The 18,994-nt window shown below is 41.4% G+C and carries 16 protein-coding genes and 2 pseudogenes; 12 read left to right on the forward strand and 6 right to left on the reverse strand.

Translation table 11 applies throughout. From position 1 onward, the window contains the following. Positions 1-1,209 precede the first annotated feature (1,209 nt). From B9Z54_RS22075 to B9Z54_RS22090, 4 genes are all read right to left on the reverse strand, one after another. Positions 1,210-2,067 (reverse strand): ClpXP adapter SpxH family protein, encoded by an 858-nt coding sequence (locus B9Z54_RS22075; RefSeq protein WP_187444481.1) that lies wholly within the window; start codon positions 2,065-2,067, stop codon positions 1,210-1,212. Positions 2,068-2,072: 5 nt separating this feature from the next. After that, positions 2,073-2,471, reverse strand: coding sequence for a globin domain-containing protein (locus tag B9Z54_RS22080; RefSeq protein ID WP_113930509.1), 399 nt, complete (start codon positions 2,469-2,471; stop codon positions 2,073-2,075). Positions 2,472-2,686: 215 nt separating this feature from the next. Further along, complete coding sequence (locus B9Z54_RS22085) at positions 2,687-3,337, reverse strand: lytic transglycosylase domain-containing protein (protein WP_113930510.1); 651 nt, start codon at positions 3,335-3,337, stop codon at positions 2,687-2,689. Between the two features lie 27 nt (positions 3,338-3,364). Then, positions 3,365-3,943 (reverse strand): CYTH domain-containing protein, encoded by a 579-nt coding sequence (locus B9Z54_RS22090; RefSeq protein ID WP_113930511.1) that lies wholly within the window; start codon positions 3,941-3,943, stop codon positions 3,365-3,367. Positions 3,944-4,292: 349 nt separating this feature from the next. Here B9Z54_RS22090 and B9Z54_RS22095 point away from each other — a divergent pair, with 349 nt between their 5' ends. The 4 genes from B9Z54_RS22095 to B9Z54_RS22110 all read left to right on the forward strand — a co-directional run bounded on the left by B9Z54_RS22095 (position 4,293) and on the right by B9Z54_RS22110 (position 7,779). Then, positions 4,293-4,673 carry a UPF0738 family protein gene (locus B9Z54_RS22095; RefSeq protein ID WP_113930512.1) on the forward strand — a complete coding sequence of 127 codons (381 nt, stop codon included), beginning with the start codon at positions 4,293-4,295 and terminating at the stop codon, positions 4,671-4,673. 705 nt (positions 4,674-5,378) lie between these two features. After that, positions 5,379-6,029, forward strand: coding sequence for a GTP diphosphokinase (gene yjbM / locus B9Z54_RS22100; RefSeq protein ID WP_113930513.1), 651 nt, complete (start codon positions 5,379-5,381; stop codon positions 6,027-6,029). A gap of 52 nt (positions 6,030-6,081) precedes the next feature. Beyond that, entirely contained in the window at positions 6,082-6,879 is a 798-nt protein-coding gene (locus B9Z54_RS22105; protein WP_113930514.1) for an NAD kinase, read from the forward strand. Positions 6,880-6,900: 21 nt separating this feature from the next. Beyond that, positions 6,901-7,779, forward strand: coding sequence for an RluA family pseudouridine synthase (locus B9Z54_RS22110; RefSeq protein WP_481747815.1), 879 nt, complete (start codon positions 6,901-6,903; stop codon positions 7,777-7,779). A 592-nt stretch (positions 7,780-8,371) separates the two neighbouring features. Here the strand turns inward: B9Z54_RS22110 and prpE are convergent. Continuing rightward, a complete protein-coding gene (gene prpE, locus B9Z54_RS22115; protein ID WP_113930516.1) occupies positions 8,372-9,118 on the reverse strand; it encodes a bis(5'-nucleosyl)-tetraphosphatase PrpE in 747 nt (248 codons plus the stop codon). Positions 9,119-9,875: 757 nt separating this feature from the next. On the opposite strand from prpE, the gene mgtE reads away from it, so the two are divergent. The 4 genes and pseudogenes from mgtE to B9Z54_RS22135 form a co-directional block, all read left to right on the forward strand. Further along, complete coding sequence (gene mgtE / locus B9Z54_RS22120) at positions 9,876-11,252, forward strand: magnesium transporter (RefSeq protein WP_113930517.1); 1,377 nt, start codon at positions 9,876-9,878, stop codon at positions 11,250-11,252. Positions 11,253-11,268: 16 nt separating this feature from the next. Beyond that, positions 11,269-13,130 (forward strand): annotated as a pseudogene (locus B9Z54_RS22125) (monovalent cation:proton antiporter family protein). Between the two features lie 216 nt (positions 13,131-13,346). Beyond that, positions 13,347-14,120 carry an enoyl-ACP reductase FabI gene (fabI, locus tag B9Z54_RS22130; protein ID WP_113930518.1) on the forward strand — a complete coding sequence of 258 codons (774 nt, stop codon included), beginning with the start codon at positions 13,347-13,349 and terminating at the stop codon, positions 14,118-14,120. Between the two features lie 327 nt (positions 14,121-14,447). Continuing rightward, positions 14,448-14,963 (forward strand): annotated as a pseudogene (locus B9Z54_RS22135) (CotO family spore coat protein); the annotation flags it as partial. Positions 14,964-15,021: 58 nt separating this feature from the next. Here the strand turns inward: B9Z54_RS22135 and B9Z54_RS22140 are convergent. Beyond that, the gene (locus B9Z54_RS22140) at positions 15,022-15,519 is read right to left on the reverse strand and encodes a CotY/CotZ family spore coat protein (RefSeq protein ID WP_113930520.1); all 498 of its coding nucleotides are present in this window, start codon (positions 15,517-15,519) and stop codon (positions 15,022-15,024) included. Between the two features lie 697 nt (positions 15,520-16,216). Here B9Z54_RS22140 and B9Z54_RS22145 point away from each other — a divergent pair. The 4 genes from B9Z54_RS22145 to spoVAD all read left to right on the forward strand — a co-directional run bounded on the left by B9Z54_RS22145 (position 16,217) and on the right by spoVAD (position 18,972). Beyond that, positions 16,217-16,555, forward strand: coding sequence for a DUF1360 domain-containing protein (locus B9Z54_RS22145; protein ID WP_113930521.1), 339 nt, complete (start codon positions 16,217-16,219; stop codon positions 16,553-16,555). 446 nt (positions 16,556-17,001) lie between these two features. Then, positions 17,002-17,472 (forward strand): sporulation protein, encoded by a 471-nt coding sequence (locus tag B9Z54_RS22150; protein WP_113930522.1) that lies wholly within the window; start codon positions 17,002-17,004, stop codon positions 17,470-17,472. Between the two features lie 13 nt (positions 17,473-17,485). Then, complete coding sequence (spoVAC, locus tag B9Z54_RS22155) at positions 17,486-17,956, forward strand: stage V sporulation protein AC (protein ID WP_113930523.1); 471 nt, start codon at positions 17,486-17,488, stop codon at positions 17,954-17,956. Then, positions 17,956-18,972: a stage V sporulation protein AD gene (gene spoVAD / locus B9Z54_RS22160; protein ID WP_113930524.1), complete on the forward strand. Its 1,017-nt coding sequence runs from the start codon at positions 17,956-17,958 to the stop codon at positions 18,970-18,972. The genes spoVAC and spoVAD overlap by 1 nt, the downstream gene beginning before the upstream one ends. Positions 18,973-18,994: the final 22 nt, after the last annotated feature.

The following is an 18,994-nucleotide window of genomic DNA, read 5'->3' on the forward strand; positions in this document are numbered from 1 at the left end:
TAAATGGGGTAAAGAAACATCAGCCCAAAAATATTAAGAATGAAGGAAAGTAGTATAAACGAAATAAGAAGAATTAATTTCAGATTAGGACTCATAGATAAGAGCCTCCTTTTAAGAGTATCAATAAATTATATGAGAAACTTTGCTGAAAATACATGCTGTCTCCACTATATGATTTTTAAAGCTTGTTTCCATACCTATGAAGGTGAGGGATATTTTAAGAATACTGACACTGACTTCCATTTGGATTCTTTTATTTTTTCTTAGCAGGATATCCAAAGTAATTATGAAAGTTTTAAAAAATTTATAGTGAAGAGCGGCGAAGTTGAAGCGAGGCAACTAAATATCTGCTATTTTCTTAGAATATCACTTTGATAAATAAAGCAAAAGCTGACTCTAAAAGGAAAAAAATCAACTTTATGCTTTACAATACTTATCCTTTAGCTTTCCGAAAATTAAGGATAAGTCGACTAAATTGTTTTTTAGAGAGCATATTGTCCTAAGGAACTACGATATTTAAAGATCTATATACTTACTGAACATTATTGTTAGATCTAGTATCATTTGAGACCCTCACTTATAATGATGGTTCTATTATAGAGTAAGGTTTATTCGCGAATAGCGTTCTTTTTCTCAACGTTGATTGGAGTGGAAGGTGCGCGACCTCCTGCGGGACTAGCGGGACAGGTGAGATCCCGCAGGCAAAGCCCAGGAGGCTCAACGCCCGCCCCGCGGAGTCGTGCACCTGGAACGGAAATCAACACTTTTTCATAAAACCTGATGTGAAAAGGCAGAATCGCTCTTTAGTGAGCCATTCTGCCTTTTGTTTTCTTCTGAACTTTTCAGTGGCTTCGTTAAAGCAGAGCAGCTTAAAGAAACAATTTGACAATATTGTGAAATAATAAACAAACAACTTGCACATACAAGTTGTCCCATGCTATATTAAATACAAGAAGTTGATCACAACAAACATATACCCCTTTGTTTGACCGTGAAAAATTTCTCCCATCCCCTTTGTTTGTATAAGAAAACCCGTTATCTCAGGATAACGGGTTTTCTTTTTATTCTTATTTCAATATATCTTCTGCGAAGGCTGTTTCGGATAAATTACTGCTTGCAGATAAATCTCAAGTACAGGACCCTCTTTTATTTCTAGCTTCCCAGAAGATTTTGATAAGAGGCTATATGAAATTTTCCTGGTGATTTCAATCAGGAAGAGAGGTACCGCCAGAACGTTCCGTGTTTGGCTGTGACTTTCTCAACTTTCTTTTGCAGAATCCACCTCTTCATATCTTTTTCAACTTGAAGCATACTCATGTCATACACGACTGAAATTTCTTTGGTAGCGACCATCTGGTAGTACTCTAAAAAATGTTCCAATGGCGGCAGGGGTTGAGGTTCCGGCCTGATTGAAAGCATCTCTTCCAATATTTGAACATACACTTCGAAGGGATACATTCCGGTCACTTTGATTCCTTCATCTTCAATGTTTTCGTTAAAAAAGACCATTGTTGGTATTTCTTCAACATCCATTTCAGCGGTTATTTTTAAATCACATTGAAAAGCTTTAGAAGCTGATTCGGAATGGATATCGCTTTGAAATTCCTTTAAGTCAAGCTTGCTGTTAGAGGCAATATCGGTAAGAACTTCAAGGTTGGATACGTTTTGCTTTCCGAGAAAAAGAGTCTCCTGCAGTTTTCTGAAAAAACGGGTTCCTGCATGCCTGCCTTGCAATTCTGCAGCTTTAATGGCAATCGAAGCCAGATATGGAGAATCAATCGGATTTTCATACCAAAGGTTTCCGTCGCAGGACATACCCGATCGGCTTGCGGTCTTTTCCCACTGGCTTGCGATGTTTTCTTGTTTCTTTTTATTAGACAAATTCAGGGAGGTTAATTTTCCGCTTAGAACATTTTTAATCCTGAAATATTGTCCATATTGAATCTGCAGCTTCTTTAGAATCGGTTCCAATGCCCAGCATTCAGGGCACAGAGGGTCGATGAACATATATATTTCTAAAGGCTTCTTGTCTGGCTTGCACCTTTGAAGGTTTGTGTTATTAATCATGCTGCTCAATCTTCTTCACCTTGTGTCCCGTCTGGCGAGTTGACCATATGCCTGGCAGTCAGCACAAGCCTGGAAAAGAATTCTTCTCGGAATTGACCCTCAAGACCGGTTTCGTCCATGGCTTCACTCATACACTTCAACCATGCTTTTGCCCTTGTTGGTGTTATCTCAAAAGGTAAATGTCTGGCGCGCATCATTGGATGGCCGTGTTCCTCAGTATATAAAGGCGGTCCGCCCAAATACTGGGTTAGGAACTGCTTTTGTTTTCTGGCGGTTTCAGACAGGTCATTAGGAAATATAGGGACTAAATCAGGATGGTTCCCCACTCTTGCATAAAAAGCATCTACAAGCATTGAGAGCTTTTCTTCGCCAATTGTTTCATACGGCGTCTTATGTTTCTCCATAAGTAGACTCCTTTTTGCATTGATTGTTTGTTTTATTTTAGCAATCGCCGAAAAATATCTCAAACAAATAGCATTCATAAGACTCGATTTCAGTTAGTATCTGCCAATAGAGGTGGAAAATTCGGCCGGTTGGACGTTTTTAATCTGAGATTAGTTTGAAATTTGCACATAAAAAAAACTCACATCGCCTGTGAGCAGATTGAGAATAAATTTTTTTAAGAATAATACTGTTGAGACACTTTTTGTACATACTGGATCGTTTCTTTAAATGGAGGAATCCCATTATATTTATCTACGTTTCCAGGACCGGCATTATAAGCGGCCAGTGCCATTTCAAGGTTGCCATTATATTTGTCCATCATTTGACGAAGGTATTTGGTGCCTGCAAAAACGTTCTGTTCCGGGTCAAATACATCTGTGACACCAAGCCCGCGGGCGGTGGCAGGCATAAGCTGCATTAAACCGGAAGCTCCTGCATGGCTGACAGCGTTGGGATTGAAATTTGATTCCTGCTTGATGACAGATGAGATCAAATTAACAGGCAGATTGTATTTTTCAGCTGCCCTGCTGATAATTTGCTGTATCGAATGATCAGGAGCATTGTTTGCCGAAACGGAAGAGGCATTAGTGACATAAGAAGCTGCGCTTTTACTCACAAGACTGTTCCCATTATGAAGCAGCGGAATCATCTGGCTGACTGAACCAAGTTTTGAAAGCTGAGGCTGATTGGAACCGCTGGCAAGGGTTTCGGTGAGCATTTGCTGAAACAGAGAAGAGCCGGTTTGAGTTACTGACTGATCACTTCTGGAATTTAGTCCCTGCAAAGCTTGCAGCTCGATCATTGTTTTTAACACTTGCACATTCATCACTATGTGTCTCCTTTATAAGAACTATCAATATGGATTTACAGATTTAAGAAATCTTTTAATTTTATTATCGGCTTGTCGAATAGGAATGTTCATGGTTTTAAGAAAATCCAGGAATTTTTCTTGTCCTGATTCTCTATCTTTCACTTCATATTCTAACTCAAAATCTTCATTGTTTAAATAAAAACTATGATCGAGTACCATTAATCCATCTTTATACCTGGACTCTGCCCTGTTGGTTGAGAGGGTTCCTAAGTGATGGAAGGTTTTTGCAGCTGCCCCCAATTTATTCAGAGCTGATTCAACTTCTCCCGGTGGTAGAGAACCTTCCGCCAGCATCGTCCTGCAATCCTCCTCCGTAACAGCCTGGTTTGTTTCCAGCAATCCTTCCTGAGCAGGCTGTTTCAAAGTTAACTCGAATTTGCCATTCTTTTCTCTAATACGGAGAGCACACTGCTTCTCTCTCAAATCATTGGCAGGTGTATCAAAATAATGATTTTTTTGCAGGGCGAAATCGTGATCATTGAAGGAAAAATATTCTTTAATATTGTTGAATTCACCTTGAGTGAGCATGTTTTTAAATTCTATCTCGAGTTCTTCGGGCATTACACTCTTCCTTTCAAAAACCATTTAGTGAAAAATAGTGTTATTTATCTTTTCATTCCCAGAAGGTTACAAAAATCTATTTTGTATAGTAGAAATAGATTACTGTAACCTTCTGGGATCATTGGCTGCAGCGGAATACGTTGGATACACATGGGCAGCAAGGCTGGAGCGCCTGTAACGGGAATCAAAATACCTTAAGGTGCAGCAAAGTCTTAATAGACAGATACAAGGTCCTTGCTTCCATATACATTATCTCCTTCTACGGGGCTGACTTCAATCTTTAGATGGCAAGGGGGGGAATGTGTTAAAATAGGAGGCATAAAGCATTGAAAGGAGCATCACATATCATATGAGAAAAAATATATATTTAACGAGAGCTGAACTTCTTGAAGAAAAATTAATCTTACATAGCAGCGAAAGATTTAGCGAACAACATTTAAAACCCGCAGGTCAGGTGATTGTGGACTCAGATAATTATTCATTCGTATATCTGGCCGAATCTGATGAGGATTATGTATTGCTGCACATTCAAGAGGGATGTTGGACTGCCTTAAAGGAAGGATTTAAACAGAATATACCTGTAGTTGCAAACCTTGGAGAAACGACCTTCGAATTAGAAGGACTTCACCATGAATTGGACTACCTGATTGAAAACATAGAAGGCAACAGCAATTACGGAGATGAAATGGTCAAGAAAGTGGAATCAGTCTTTTTAGAAAAGGCTGAGTAGGCAGGGACAAAAGTAGAGGCGGTAAGGTTTGAACAGCTATCAGTCTGATTTACCGCATTAGATTAAACATGCAGAGCATTAAGGATTTTCCTCTGCTGCAAAAATGAGATTAACATTGTGTAAGAAAAAATGGGTTATCAGGAACTGCTTTCAAGGTTGGATTGAAGAGAACGAGAACTTTTCTAAAAGAAGGTTCTATTCAAAAGACTTTTTTAAGGATGTTTTCGTAAACTCTGTTGCTATATAATATGAACTTCGTAAGTTAACGCCATTATTCACAGGATATATTTTGGTAAGCAAGAAACAAAGAGCTGCTTCCACGTTTAGAGAGAAAAATCTTTGTATCAGGGGAGAATCCAGCACTGTGGATATTTACAAAAGCAACAATAAATGAGAAACCAGTCTATTTAAGAGGCTTTTTCTATTTTTGCTTTAGAATGCGTTTTTACCTTCGTTCCCCTTAATGTAGGAGGATTGGAGCGGAAGGCGTACGATCTCCTGCGGGAGTAGCGGGACAGGTGAGACCCCGCAGGCGCAGCCGAGGAGGCTCACCGCCCGCCCCGCGGAGTCGTCCGCCTGGAGCGGAGATCCACTAGTTTTAAAACAGTCCCGGCCTTTCTGAAAAGAGTGTAATAGAAAGATAAGACTTTCATGAGCATCTTTTTAACATAATCTGATAAGCCATCGTAAGAAGAGGTGAATGTAGTGAATCATTGGGAACAGTTTTTGGGACCTTATAAACAGGCTGTAGATGAGCTGAAGATCAAACTTAAAGGGATGAGGGGTCTCTATGAACTGGAGCGGACGCATTCCCCTATTGAGTTTGTGACGGGAAGGGTCAAACCCATTGCCAGTATATTGGATAAAGCGAACGAAAAGGGGATTCCCCTGGATAAGCTTGGTGCTGAAATGCAAGATATTGCCGGGATGCGGTTAATGTGCCAATTTGTTGAGGATATCCATGCTGTTGTGAACCTATTAAGGGCGAGAAACGATTTTCGCATAGTAGAAGAAAGGGACTATATATCGCACAAAAAACCGAGTGGATATCGTTCTTACCATGTTGTAATCGAGTATCCCGTCCAGATGGTCCATGAGGAAAAAATCATTCTCGCTGAAATTCAAATTCGGACACTGGCGATGAATTTTTGGGCTACAATTGAGCATTCTCTTAATTATAAATACCGCGGCCAGTTTCCAGATGAAATCAGAACGAGACTGATGAGAGCCGCTGAAGCTGCATTCAGGCTGGATGAGGAAATGTCCCTCATCAGGGAAGAAATCCAGGAAGCTCAAAGATTCTTCTCTAATAAGAAAGATCAGGACGAAAAAAGCCGGAAACCTAAAGGGCAATAAGTTTCGGCCTTGAGGGAGAGGGAAAAGAATCTAAAAAAAGGGTGTAGCCAATATGAAATTTGCAATCACTTCTAAAGGAGATCCAAAGTCGAATACACTGATGCACAAAATGCGTACGTATCTTCAGGATTTTGAGTTGGTGTATGACGAAGAAGAACCGGATATCGTCATTTCAGTCGGTGGTGACGGTACACTTTTGTATGCATTTCACCGTTATAGTTCAAGACTTGATAAGACCGCTTTTGTTGGAGTACATACTGGACATCTTGGATTCTATGCCGACTGGGTGCCTGAGGAAATTGAAAAGCTTGTCATCGCTATAGCGAAAACACCTTACCAGATTATTGAATATCCTCTTCTGGAAACGATCATCCGTTATCAAAATGGCGGAAAGGAAACACGATATCTGGGATTGAATGAATCGACAGTGAAAAGTGTGGAAGGGACTCTGGTAATGGACGTTGAGATACGAGGTCAGCACTTTGAACGATTCCGGGGAGACGGCCTTTGCCTGTCTACACCATCGGGCAGTACCGCATATAATAAAGCTTTAGCCGGAGCCATACTGCATCCCTCGATTCCTGCCATACAGCTTGCTGAAATGGCTTCCATTAACAATCGGGTATTCAGGACAATCGGTTCTCCTTTGATTTTGCCGGCACATCATACATGCATGCTTAAACCAGTCAATGTACCTGATTTCATGATTACGATTGATCACCTGACGCTTCTGCATAAAGATGTTAAATCGATTCAATACAGGGTTGCTGATGAAAAAATCCGCTTTGCGAGATTCCGGCCGTTTCCTTTCTGGAAAAGAGTCAGGGACTCCTTCATCGCTGATGATTGATAACATATGATCAGGTACAAAATGGAATGGAGCATTTCGCATAATGAAGCAGGAAAAGATATTAAAACATTCCTGAATGATAAGGATATTTCAAAAAGAATGCTGACAGATATCAAATATGCAGGCGGAAAGATCATGGTGAATCAGAAAGAGGCCACTGTCCGTCATGGACTTAAGCCTGGGGATCATTTGCTTGTTGTCTTTCCTCCGGAGCCTAAAAGCGCCGCTTTAAGTCCGGAAGACCTTCAGTTGGATATCATTTATGAGGATAAAGATGTATTGGTGGTCAATAAACCTTCCGGCATGAGTACGATTCCTTCAAGGGAACATCCTGCCGGAAGCCTTGCCAATGGTCTGCACGGGTATTATTTAAAAAAGGATATAGGTTCTGCGATTCATATAGTCACCAGGCTTGACAGGGATACTTCGGGACTTGTTTTGATCGCCAAGCATCGGCACATCCATCACTTAATGAGCCTGCAGCAGAGAAAAAGAGAAATCAAGAGATCATACCAAGCTTTTGCACAAGGTCATTTTTTGCAGGTGGAAGGAACGATAAATGAACCCATCGGAAGAAAAGAAACCTCGATAATTGAAAGGGAAGTAAGGCAGGATGGAAAGCCTGCGGTTACTTACTTTACCGTCATTAATCAGTTTGAAGGTTTTGCCCACCTCTCCTTAGTATTGGGAACGGGGAGGACTCATCAAATCCGGGTTCATATGTCATATACAGGTCATCCGCTGCTGGGGGATACCTTATATGGAGGAAATGCTGAAGAAATCCAGAGGCAGGCCCTGCATTGCTTTTCCCTTTCTTTCTTTCATCCGATGACCCATGAGCAGCTTCATTTTGAAGTTCCGCTGCCTGAAGATATGAAAAGTCTGCTCAGAGACACATAGAACAAGCCGGCTGTATGTACAGCCGGCTTGTTCTTTAACGGTCCTATGCCGGGTGGCCAGCGAGTATATAGCGGGGTATAGAAATCTTCCTTCGAGAGGGATAAGCAGGTTTCCCTGACGCTTCTTACCATTCAAGCAGGCGGTTTACCTGTGAAGGACATGTATTTAATCTAAAATAAGCGAAATTTCTCCGGCTAAGCTGCAAAATTGGCTTCCATATGAGGTAGATTAGCGGAATTTTTCCGCTTGAGTACAGCTGATGGACCATTTTCTACATCTTTTTAGCAAATAAGCGGAATCTCTCCGCTTAATTTAGCTGTTTTTGGTACCCTTTTTAAAAATAAGCGGAATTTCTTCCCTTATTTCTTAAAAATTTTTCATTGGGGATAAGTTGCTGATGAAATCAATCAGCGGGTCTTTTTGCGCTAAGCCGGTAAGAGGGGATTCAAGCCGCAGAGCAAACCACCAGTTCTCACTGGTGGTTTTGATTTTGCAATTTGGAGGTTAGGAAGATTACTCTTGGCTTCCATACTGGAAGAGCAGGGAGACCCTATGTTTATCTTAGTATGCGCTGAACGGGCTCTCCATGTTCTTATTTATCAGGGTTAACATCACGAAATTTTTCTGCCGTATAAGGCATGCTCGATTTTACGCTTTCAGTTGTCATCTCCGGGTATGAAAAGGAGGAAAGCTTTCCGCCGAATACGGCACCGGTATCAATGTTATAGGTCCGGTTAATGTTTCTCACTTCAGAAAATGGTGTATGTCCATACACAATATAGGCTTCCCCTTTATAATCGAATGCCCAGTCCCTTCTGACAGGAGTGCCGTCTTCGTTAGTTTCTCCTGTGATGTCTCCATACAGGACGAACGTTTTAACCTTCTTATTTTGCTTGCCAATGAGTTCCTCTTTGATTCCGGCATGGGCAATAATTAAATTCCCTGAATCAAGCTGTTGATAGAGTGGTGCATTTTCATATAGCTCAATGAACATCTTCTTGTATCGTGCCATTTCTTTTTCCGTAAGCCTGCCTAATTCCTCAATGGTTGTTTCAAGGCCATGGAGAATCTTGACCTTGTTCCCCAGAAAGTAGCGGTACAGCTTATTGCAGTGATTCCCCGGAACATAGTAAGCCAGTTTATTTTTCACCAGCTTCCAAACCGTTTCAATCACTTTCAGGGAGTTGGGACCGCGGTCTGTTAAGTCTCCCACAAATCCAAGCAGTCTGCCATCAGGGTGGATCGGAATCCCTGAATTCCACTGGTATCCAAGCTTGCCCGTCAACTCTTTAAATTCGTCAAAACAACCATGGATATCACCGATAATATCTATTTTCATAAGTCCTCTCCTTTCTATAAAAACAAAAGTAAATAATATTTTTAATTCAGCGAATAATCTTTTAGGGGAGACATTTTTTTTAGAATTTGCTAGTATAATTAGGACTGCTTTAGTGACCTTAAAGGATTATAGTTCAGGAGTACACACACAGAGGTGTGCCTGCTCCTCTTATAATAATTCTCTTTTCCTATATTTTTAAACGGCACTTTTCTTTTTTATTCCTATAAAGAAAGTATACTGAAGCTTCATGCTAAAATAGCAGTATTCGTATAGATTGCTGCTCTCGGTAAAATCCTAAGAGCCTGATTTCACCCCTGGATACTATGAGGTTTCTCTCCAAATGGCGTGGACCGCTCTTTTCGCAAAGAGTGCGGCTATTGAGAATTAATGGATTTCCGCTCCAGGCGAACGACTCCGCGCGGCTGGCCGCGGGAATTGGATTCATGGTTGCGTTCCAGTGGGTATGTTACCTGGGTCTCACCTGTACCGCTAGTCCCGCAGGAGATCGTACGCTTTCCGCTTCAATCCCCTGCGTAAAGGGGGAATGAAGGTAAAATCGTATTCTAAAGCAACAACTATTTAGAAATAAGCTCTAAATGGGGAGTAGCTCTTTTCTTCTTGCTTACCAGAATATTTCTGATGAGTAATAGCGCTATCTTACGAAGTTCGTATATAATAGCAGCAAAGTTTAAGAAAATAGCCTTTAAAATAGACACTTTAAAATAAACATTGAAACCGCAAGAAGGAGGGTATGCCGATGGCGGCAGAAAACCAAGATAAAAGAGAAGTCCAGCTCGATGAAGAGTACTTGACCTCGGCCCTTCTAAATGAACAGATGGAGATCTTCCGAAAAGAATTTAATTCACTCCACTCGTATGACCAAGCAAAGTACTTTGAAAGAATAGATGATGCTCTGCGGTTAAAGATGTATCATTATTTATCGCCAGAAGAAATGGCTGAGTTATTCGAAAGCCTTGACAAAGACGAAACAGAGTATCAGGATATACTCTCCGAAATGAATCCGGCCTATGCTGCGGACATGCTGTCTAACATGTATGCCGATGATGCTGTCGATGTGCTCAATGAACTGGATAAAGACCAGGTGGCAAGTTACCTGACCATCATGAATGATGAATCTGCCAGGGAAATAAAAGAACTCCTTCATTATGAGGAATATACCGCGGGAAGCATCATGACCACCGAGTTTGTAGCAATATCGGCTAACCAGACGGTCCGTTCTGCCATGACGATTTTGAAGAATGAGGCACCTAATGCAGAAACCATTTATTATATCTTTGTGGTTGATGAATTCAGAAGGCTGGCAGGAGTCATCTCCCTGCGTGACTTGATCATCAGTGATGATGAAATGATGATTGCCGAGATCATGAGTGACCGGGTGGTATCGGTATCAGTTGGAGAAGATCAAGAGGCTGTCGCCAGAAAAATGAGAGACTATAATTTCCTGGCCCTGCCTGTTGTTGATTTTCAGTATCATCTCCTGGGAATCATTACTGTTGATGACATCATTGACGTCATTGATGAAGAAGCTTCAGATGACTACTCTAAGCTTGCAGGTATATCAGATGTGGATACCGTGGACCGTAATCCGTTCACTGCCGCAAAGAAGCGGCTGCCATGGCTGATAGCATTGTTATTTCTGGGAATGTTCACAGCGAGTCTGATAGGAAGGTTTGAAGAGACTCTTGATAAGGTAGCCATATTGGCTGTATTCATTCCATTGATTGCCGGAATGGCAGGAAATACGGGGACACAGGCACTCGCAGTGGCCGTCCGGGGGATTGCCACCGGTGATTTGGAGGAAGAAAGCAAATGGAAGCTGGTGGTCCGTGAAGCTGGTACAGGATTAATCACCGGAACGGTTTGTGGAATAGTTGTGATGTTTACTGTATACGTATGGAAAGGACAATTGTTTTTAGGATTTCTTGTCGGTATTTCCATCATGGTTTCCTTAATTGTGGCCACATTGGCAGGGTCGCTTGTGCCGCTTCTGATGCACAAACTAAAAGTGGATCCTGCGGTGGCTTCCGGGCCGTTTATCACCACTATAAATGACATTATCAGTATCATGATTTATTTTGGCATGGCAACGCTATTCATGAACTATTTAGTATAGAAGAGGAGGAAAGGGTATGGAACATGGTGCATCAGTGGCTTCACTGGTCATTGTAATTCTTGCGGCATTCATTACGCCAATATTGCTTCATAGATTGAAGCTTAACTTTATTCCAGTGGTAATTGCAGAGATCATAGTCGGCCTTATTATCGGCAGGAGTGGTTTTGACCTCGTCCAACAGGACATGTGGCTGGAAACACTGTCAACTCTGGGCTTTATATTTCTTATGTTTTTAAGTGGGCTGGAAATTGATTTTTCTGCTTTTTCGAATGATGGAAAGAAAAACAGGTCCTTCCAAGCGGGAAACCAGAACCGAACAGGCTTAAGGTTTCAATGTGGATTTTCGCAGGAATCTTTTTTGTTTCGCTGGGATTATCATATTTATTCGTTTTGGCAGGCTTGATTGATAATGCCTTCCTGATGACGCTTATCATCTCAACGATTTCACTCGGGGTTGTAGTACCCACTCTAAAGGAAGCACATATCATGAAAAGCGGCATAGGCCAGATCATCTTGCTGGTAGCCGTGATTGCCGATTTGGTGACGATGATTCTGCTTGCCGTATTTGTCTCACTGTATGGTGAAGGTCATGGCAACATGTGGCTGCTGCTTCTGTTGTTTGGTGCGGGAGTTCTATTATACTTCCTGGCAAAACGATTTAAAAATAATGCCTTAATGAAGACATTATCCACCGGAACGACCCAAATAGGCACAAGGGCTATTTTTACACTGATCATCTTGCTCGTCGCAGTATCTGAATCGGTTGGTGCAGAAAACATCCTTGGAGCGTTCCTCGCAGGGGTGCTGGTGTCCCTGCTTTCTCCTAACCAGGAAATGGTTCACAGGCTCGATTCATTCGGCTATGGGTTCCTCATTCCGATTTTCTTTGTAATGGTTGGGGTAGAACTTGAACTTTGGTCATTGTTGAGTGACCCTAAAATGCTTATTTTGATTCCATTGCTGATGCTGGCGTTTCTGTTGTCAAAGCTTCTGCCAGTCTTCCTTTTAAGGAAATGGTATGATAACAAAACGACGATTGCTTCGGCATTCCTGTTAACATCGACGCTGTCATTAGTCATCGCTGCTGCCAAAATAGCAGAGCGCATGGAAATCATCACCGCGCAAATGAGCGGTACATTAATATTGGTAGCCGTTATTACTTGTCTGGTTACTCCGATAGTGTTTAAAAAGCTTTTCCCTAAAGAAGCGAGTGGGGAAAAGCAAATTAAAGTTTCTTTCCTTGGTGCCAACCAGATGACTCTTCCTGTGTCCAGGGAATTGAAGTCATCCCTATATGTGCCGGTGCTGTATCATACAAGACAGGACAAATCGAACAAAAGTATTTCCGACTCTTTGTTTGAGATAAATGAAATGGATAATTTTGAATTGAAAACAATTGAGGAAAATAATGTTTTTGACACAGATATCATCGTCATTTCGACAGGTGATGAAGACCAGAATGCAACACTGGCAATTGCTGCAAAAGAGTCGGGAATCGATCGCGTAATCGTTCGGGTGGAAAGCCCTGATTTGGAAGAGATGCTGAGAGAGCACGACATAGAGGTATTCTCAGTCATGCTTTCTACAAAGGCTTTGCTGAAAGCTCTTATTGAGTCTCCTTCCGTAATGAACATCTTTACTAATCAGGAAACATCACTGTATGAAATCAAAATGATGAACATCCAGTTTGAAGGTATGACCTTAAGGGAATTTCCTTTTACCGGGGACGTCATCTTTGTCCGTATTTTCAGAGGAAAAGATTCGATCGTCCCTCATGGTGATACAGAATTACACATGAATGACCGATTAATTGTAACAGGTTCAAAAGAATATGTAGATGAACTGAAGCGTGAGTTGGAATTTTGTGAGTATTGCTGATTGAGAATGAAGATATACAAGGGAATGTACTGGTAAGGGAAAAAAGCAACTATTATAGAAGAAAAAGAGGGCGGAACCAATTATGGTTTCGTCCTCTTCTTTGGTTGATTTCTAAAGTGCATTTATTTTTTGTTCCAATTACTTTCTTTCCTGAAAGAAATGGGATAAAATTAGTATCAGGTACTAATAACATGTATTAATTTAAGGAGGATTTATATGACTCTTTCATTGCAAGGAAAAACATATGTAGTAATGGGTGTAGCGAATAAACGAAGTATCGCCTGGGGGATAGCAAGAAGCCTTCATCAGGCTGGAGCGAGATTGATTTTTACATATGCAAGCGAGAGATTCGAAAAGAGTGTCAAGGATCTGGCGGGGACACTTGAAGGCAGCGATAACCTTTTCCTTCAATGTGATGTAACTGATGATCAGGATATCGAAAAATGCTTCCAGACAATTAAGGAAGAAGCGGGCGCCATCCATGGCATTGCGCATTGTGTCGCATTTGCTAAAAAAGAAGAATTAGCCGGTGATTACATGAACACAACAAGGGATGGCTTCCTGCTGGCCCACAACATCAGTTCATATTCACTCACTGCTGTGGCGAAAGCAGCGAAAGACCTTATGACTGAAGGCGGCAGCATTGTAACGCTAACGTATCTTGGCGGAGAGCGTGTTCTCGAAAATTATAATGTCATGGGCGTAGCCAAAGCTTCTCTTGAAGCAAGTGTCAAATATCTTGCTAGTGATCTTGGAAAGTCAGGTGTCCGTGTCAATGCTATTTCGGCTGGTCCCATCAGAACTCTTTCTGCAAAAGGTGTAGGTGATTTCAATACAATCCTGAAAGAAATTGAAGAGAGAGCTCCGCTCCGCAGAAATACGACACAAGAAGAAGTAGGGGATGCAGCTGTATTCCTATTCAGCGATATGAGCCGCGGAATCACAGGAGAAAACATTCATGTAGATTCAGGATATCATGTACTTGGTTAACAAACAGTAAACGAATGACTAAAAAGTTCAAAGGCAGCCGCTTTTGAACTTTTTTATTGTTTAAGAACAATTAAAATCCTGTGTTAACACTTTCCTTACGCAATCCTTGCCCAGATTCAGCGGCAGTATCTCGTAATATTAGCCCGCGGGGAATTAGCAATTAGCATGCCGCTAACTCTATTGTTTTTTTTGATGGAAGCCGCAATAAAATAATTTGGAAACATTCAAGAAACCTATAGGCATTTGCTGCATACATTGTAAAAGGAATGAACCACGGGAGGTGCAGCTCATGAAAAAAAATCCTGAAAACCATAAAAAACACCCTTATTATACATCCAGCAGCCCGCATTTAAAGAATCGAGGGCTAATATGCAGCAATCCTATTCTTCAAAAGAGGCGAGACCTAAACCTTTGGAAAAGCCTTCTGCAGAAGCAGGAATAAAAAAGCCAAGGAGAAAGAAACGTTCTCACTTTGAAGAAGAGCTGGGTACTTTATATGGAGAAGAGCCGGCGCAAGAAAAAGCTCAGCAGGAAGCCATTGACAGTCTTAAAAGTGGGAATTCAGAGCCAGGGGATAGCAACCTGGAACAAAAGCAAAAAACCTACTCTTTCAAACCTCTGAAACCATTCAGGGAGATGGAACTTGATGAGAAAATCACGTATCTTTCCCGTTATATTAACGGAAAAGCACCGTTCCCTTGTGAATTTATTACCGAAGAAGAAAGGTATAAGGGAATCTTGCTCAGTGCTGAAGGAGATACGCTTGTCCTAAAAACGTTCCAGGGAGATGAAATAGACGTAAAGCGGAAATCACTACGAGCCATCAAGATCATTGGTTTATGATGAATGTCTAAAAGGAAAAAGCCAGCCGGATGTTTTTCTCCGGCAGGCTTTCTAAGAATTATTCACAAATATCGAGGTCAACATCCGCGATACATTGAATCGCACAGAAGCAGTTCAGGTCAACAGTGATACAGTTGTTTGTTCTGAACCATTCGTCCACATGGCAGATTGCGCCATAATCCAATTTGCCATAGTCGTTGATAATATCTTTGTTAGGTCTTAAAGCTCTCAACGTTGCACAGCAGTTATCGAAAATTTCTTCCACACGGAAATAAATCGTTACACAGTTTGCATCACATTGGCCATCTTTTTGTTTGAACAATGCTTTAAATAGTTCACCGTTTTTATTTGTCAGTGTGAACACACGAGTATCTGCACGACGTCTCATAGCAGGGCTGTTCAAATCGCCAAGCGGCTCAAGGAAACAGCTGGTAGTACAATCCAGACAATCATCAGCTACCGCAGCATCCTGGATGTCTTTAATTGCACGTACTACTTCACACACACAGTTATCTGTACGGATTCCACCTACATCATCTCTTTTTCCACAACCCATATTAGAAAATCCTCCTTTTAATTGTTTATCGCTACACTAATAACATATTGTAGCCAAGGAGTTTAAGTTACGGATAATAGCCCTTTTTTCGTCAAAATAGGCGGTGTGTCACATTTGATTCTGAAATTGTAAAACCCGCCTCTTAACTGTGTTATCCGCATCGAGCTTCACCCTCAGCCTCTCTGGGTTAAAAAACCCAAAGAGAATAAAAGGAAAGAGCGCTTTTTTTCTTTAAGGGACATTTGCCGGTCGGGGCTGATCCAGGCGTTTGCGCTTTTAGGTAAAACAGGAAACCAAAAGCAATAAAATTTAGAAAAGAGCATTTCAAATAGAGAAATTAAATTCCTTTAATTTACTTAATAGGAGCGAAAACAGCTCGAATAAAAAAATCTTCTCTAAATAGAGTCAAAATGCTGAAAAGAGAGTACTTTTCTTCAAGTAAGGGAAATAACTTCTCCTATTCAACAACAAATTGAAGTTTTGCCTGCAATTAACGGAAAAATTTTCACTTTTTTCACCACTAGTTACTCAACAAGAACATGACTTTCAACTTTTACTTGTAAAGGACTCAGGCCCTTGGGGTTAAATAACACAGAGAAAAAAGAAAAACCGTCTTTTCTTCTCTCTGTGACATACCCATAGTGTTTGACCAGGGGGATTGCGCGTAATTTTAAGTCAATGAAAAGGAGCTAAAGAAGTGGATCTGACTTTAATGCAAATGGCCGTTTTAGGAGTGGCTGTATTCCGGTTGACGCACCTGATTGTCTATGACAAAATCACGGAGTTCTTACGGGCTCCTTTTTTTGAGGAAGAGGAAGAGAGGGACAAAGCAGGGAATGTGGAAGTATATTTAGTCCCGAAGAACTGGATGGGCGAATTGCTCAGCTGTCATTGGTGCACGGGCATATGGGCAGCGGGAGGGCTTTATGGACTCTATATTTTCTACCCTGCTATAGCCTATCCGCTCATCACCATTTTGGCTGCTGCCGGAATCGCATCGATAATTGAAACCTTGATACAAAAGTGGATTTCTTGAAATAAGAGAACAAGCGTTAATTCTGCTGCATAGAATGGTGTAGATATTTTTTGCTTTGCGAACACTTGCCAGAAGAAGGCGCTGTTTTCTGAATTTCCATCATTGGAGGAGGAAGAATAAAGATGATGAAGAAATCCGCTTCACAAATTAAGCCTGTAAAATCTAAAAGAAAGAAAATAGGCTGCGGGTGCGGCAAAAAGAAAAAACAAAATTAACCACACAATAATTGTAAGTTTTTTTAATAAAAAGCCTGGTTCACAGCTAACTAAGAAAGTTTAGTTAATGAGAACCAGGCCTTTTTTATTCATAAAATTGTCCATCTTTGCAGAATATAAGACTACATATAAGCAAGCTGCTTTTTGCACATCTATATATACTGGATATTTAAATCTTTACTTCTGCAGATGATTCTGACACACAGCCATACTACAAATAGAGGGGATACTATGAACAAACAATTGCTCGGTCTACTGATTATAACGTTATGTATTTCAGGCTGTGCTGCAAATAAGGAAGACGGCGCAGACAGCAAGGGAGCCTTGATTAAGGTAACAGATCCGCCGCCAGTGGAACTTGTGGAAAATCCAGAAACGGATAGTATCGGTCATGCAGTCAAAAAAGATATTGCAAAGCTTGAAGAACTTTACGATGTAGCAGTCATACAAGGGAAGGAGGAAATCCTTGTATCCTATAAGGTAAAGCATACCCATCGGTTTCATATGAAGAAAATCGAAAAAAAGATGACAAAAAAACTGGAAAAGAAATACCCTGATGAAAATTTCATCGTTTCCAGTGACTATAAGATTTTTCTTGAGACGGTCAGACTCAAAGATAAAATGAAGAAAAAAAATATATCTAATAAAGAAGCAGAAAAGAGATTTCAGGAAATCATTAAGCTAAAAGAGGAGCTAACCTAGAAAGGAGCAAGTGATGGTTAAGAAAACAAAAACCCCTCACCAGAAGCAATATGAACAGCTTGAAAAAAAGCATGAAACAAAAAGGCCAGTGCTCCTCAATTGCGTTAAGGCTTTTTTCGTGGGAGGCCTAATTTGTTTGGTCGGCCAGGCAGTAACGTATTTCTACATTTACTTTTTCAACTTTACAGAGCAGACAGCGGGCAATCCGACAGTCGCAACCATGGTCTTCTTTTCGATGCTGCTGACCGGTTTTGGCATTTATGATCATCTTGGACAGTTTGCCGGTGCAGGAAGCGCAGTACCGGTAACAGGATTTGGTAACGCGGTTATATCAGCAGCCATTGAACATAGAACAGAGGGGCTTGTCCTTGGTGTGGGAGGAAATATTTTTAAGCTGGCCGGTTCTGTCATTGTCTTTGGTGTATTTTCTGCTTTTGTCATAGCGCTTATCAAAACGCTGCTGATTAAATGGGGGGTGATCTGATGTTACGAGGGAAGCAGTCTTGGGCATTCCAAAATAAGCCAGCCATCGTTTCCACAGGAGTGGTTGGAGGTCCCTTTGAAAAAAGAGGGAGGCTATCCGAAGACTTTGACCGCTTCTATGATGATTTATGGATGGGAGAAAACACATATGAAAAAGCAAACCGCTTAATGATTGAAGATGCAGTGAAACTGGCACTGGAAAAAGGAGAACTGCATGAAAATCAAATTCAATTTTTCCTGTCAGGAGATTTGATCAATCAGATTACGCCATCCTCCTTTGCGGCCAGGACAAATGAAATTCCTTATCTCGGTATATTTGGAGCATGTTCAACGTCTATGGAGGGACTTGCGTTAGCTTCATATTTAGTGGATTCAGGAGGGGCCGATTATATCGTCACAGGTGCTTCAAGCCATAATTCAGCCGTGGAAAAACAATTTCGTTACCCTACTGAATATGGGGGCCAAAAACCGCCTACCGCTCAGTGGACAGTCACTGGCGCAGGATATTCTGTTGTGGGAAATAGTGAAGGTGAAAAGGGCCCTGTTCCCAGAGTCACTTCTGCCACAATCGGAAAGGTCGTTGATATGGGCCTGGCAGATCCTTTTAATATGGGAGGGGCCATGGCGCCGGCAGCCGCTGACACGATATCAGCTCATTTTCTAGACTTAGGGAGAGATCCTTCTTACTATGATCTAATTATTACAGGAGACCTGGCTGAAATCGGCCGGAAAACCGCTAAGGAATTGCTTCAGCAAAAGGGATTCAACCTGACGGAAACGCAATTCCAGGACTGCGGTCTGCTGATTTATGGACAAGATCAGCCCGTACAATCTGGTGCCAGCGGCCCGGGGTGTTCCGCCACAGTATTTTATGGACACCTGCTTAACCAAATGAAAAAGGGTGTATACAAGAGAATCTTGATGGTTGCGACTGGTGCGCTTTTGTCTCCGCTGACGTTTCAACAGGGTGAGTCAATACCCTGTATAGCACATGCCGTGTCAATAGAATATATCTAATCAGTCGAAAGGAGGCAAACAC

Origin of the sequence: Bacillus sp. P14.5 (assembly GCF_003316765.1) — a bacterium.
Lineage (GTDB): Bacteria > Bacillota > Bacilli > Bacillales > Bacillaceae_B > Rossellomorea.

Coding starts and splice junctions, on each gene's coding strand:
- spoVAD (WP_113930524.1), top strand. CDS start 17,956: ATGTTACGAGGGAAGCAGTCTTGGGCATTCCAAAATAAGCCAGCCATC.
- spoVAC (WP_113930523.1), top strand. CDS start 17,486: ATGGTTAAGAAAACAAAAACCCCTCACCAGAAGCAATATGAACAGCTT.
- prpE (WP_113930516.1), bottom strand. CDS start 9,118: ATGAAAATAGATATTATCGGTGATATCCATGGTTGTTTTGACGAATTT.
- B9Z54_RS22110 (WP_481747815.1), top strand. CDS start 6,901: ATGGAATGGAGCATTTCGCATAATGAAGCAGGAAAAGATATTAAAACA.
- B9Z54_RS22080 (WP_113930509.1), bottom strand. CDS start 2,471: ATGGAGAAACATAAGACGCCGTATGAAACAATTGGCGAAGAAAAGCTC.
- B9Z54_RS22150 (WP_113930522.1), top strand. CDS start 17,002: ATGAACAAACAATTGCTCGGTCTACTGATTATAACGTTATGTATTTCA.
- B9Z54_RS22095 (WP_113930512.1), top strand. CDS start 4,293: ATGAGAAAAAATATATATTTAACGAGAGCTGAACTTCTTGAAGAAAAA.
- mgtE (WP_113930517.1), top strand. CDS start 9,876: ATGGCGGCAGAAAACCAAGATAAAAGAGAAGTCCAGCTCGATGAAGAG.
- B9Z54_RS22075 (WP_187444481.1), bottom strand. CDS start 2,067: ATGATTAATAACACAAACCTTCAAAGGTGCAAGCCAGACAAGAAGCCT.
- B9Z54_RS22105 (WP_113930514.1), top strand. CDS start 6,082: ATGAAATTTGCAATCACTTCTAAAGGAGATCCAAAGTCGAATACACTG.
- fabI (WP_113930518.1), top strand. CDS start 13,347: ATGACTCTTTCATTGCAAGGAAAAACATATGTAGTAATGGGTGTAGCG.
- B9Z54_RS22140 (WP_113930520.1), bottom strand. CDS start 15,519: ATGGGTTGTGGAAAAAGAGATGATGTAGGTGGAATCCGTACAGATAAC.
- B9Z54_RS22085 (WP_113930510.1), bottom strand. CDS start 3,337: ATGAATGTGCAAGTGTTAAAAACAATGATCGAGCTGCAAGCTTTGCAG.
- B9Z54_RS22090 (WP_113930511.1), bottom strand. CDS start 3,943: ATGCCCGAAGAACTCGAGATAGAATTTAAAAACATGCTCACTCAAGGT.